We start from the raw sequence: 1306 nt of genomic DNA, 5'->3' as shown, positions 1-1306 counted from the left end.
GTAGTCGATCAGCGCGCCCCCGGCGGTATCGGTGATGTTCAAGGCGGCCACCTTGCCATCAAGACCTTGAGCCGGGACGTTCAATTCGCCGGTTTCGGGGTTGAAAACGCGGATACGAAGGCTGTCTACGCCGTCCTCAAAATCAGTAATGATGTCGGCATCGCCATCTTTAAAGAAGTTGTAGACAAAGACGTCAGCGCCCTCACCGCCTCTCATGGTGTCGTCGCCGTCACCGCCGTTGATGGTATCGTCACCGTCGCCACCTTTGATGTTGTCGTTGCGTCCACCGCCGGCGAGGAAGTCGTCGCCCGACCCGCCGAGCACCGTGTCGTCGCCCTCGCCGCCGCCAATTCGGTCGTTGTCCGCACCGCCTTCCAGCAGGTCAGAGCCCGCTCCGCCACCGATGAAATCTGCGCCCGAACCGCCATAGACCGAATCATCGTTGAAGCTCGCGCCGATCGTATCTGCTCCCGGTTTCCCCCACAGCGTGTCATCGCCCTGCCCCCCGTTGACGACGTCGTCACCAGGCCCACCGTCCATGCGATCTGCCCCGAGCCCGCCTCCCATGAAGTCGTTGCCCCAGCCTCCTTCCATCTCATCGTTACCCGTCCCGCCGCCCAAGGTATCGTTGCCATTGCCGCCATAGACCAAGTCGTTTCCGCTGGAAGCACCAATAATGTCGTCGCCGGAAGATCCGTATAACGTATCGTCGCCGTCAAAGCCAAAGATACTGTCGTCGCCAAAGCCTCCTAAAAGGCCTTCCGATGCAAGGGTGCCGGTCAGAAGCTGATCTTCCGTGTAGGGCTCATCAACGTGGAGTTCTCCCGACGGAAGGGTACCACCAAAAAAGTGGACGTTTTCAATACCGATGAGATCATCGCTACCATCCACAGTCGAGATCCGGATCCCGCCTGCGATCCCGGAAACCGAAACGTCTTGATAGCCACTCAGGACTATAACCGTATCGCTTCCAGAACCGCCGACGATCGTGTCGTCTCCGGGGCCGCCAGTGATAACATCGTTACCTTCTCCGCCCAGAATGATGTCATTCCCGTCCCCACCCAAGAGCTGGTCGTTGCTCTGCAGCCCTTCCAGGCGGTCATCTCCACCCAGGCCGCTCAGTTCATCGGTGCCTTCCGTTCCGATCAGTGTATCCGGCGCATCCGTTCCCGACAGACTTACGCCAACCACGGACATCGTCAGCTGGTAGTCGACGGCTCCGCTCACTGGCATTCCGCCCCACAACATTTCGGGAATTCCTTGCACCGAAATGAAGTACGTCCCGTCCCGGAGCGCAACGAATGAC

General features: G+C 59.3%; 1 protein-coding gene. It reads right to left on the bottom strand.

Annotated features, from left to right (window positions below; translation table 11 throughout):
* On the bottom strand, nt 1–1306 hold a 1306-nt coding region (locus RXV88_RS23505), incomplete at both ends, for a calcium-binding protein (RefSeq protein ID WP_316296167.1).

It is taken from the genome of Aestuariicoccus sp. MJ-SS9 (assembly GCF_032586235.1).
GTDB lineage: Bacteria > Pseudomonadota > Alphaproteobacteria > Rhodobacterales > Rhodobacteraceae > Aestuariicoccus.
The sequence above is the reverse complement of the archived record's forward strand: the minus strand, read 5'-3'. Positions and strand labels throughout refer to the sequence as shown.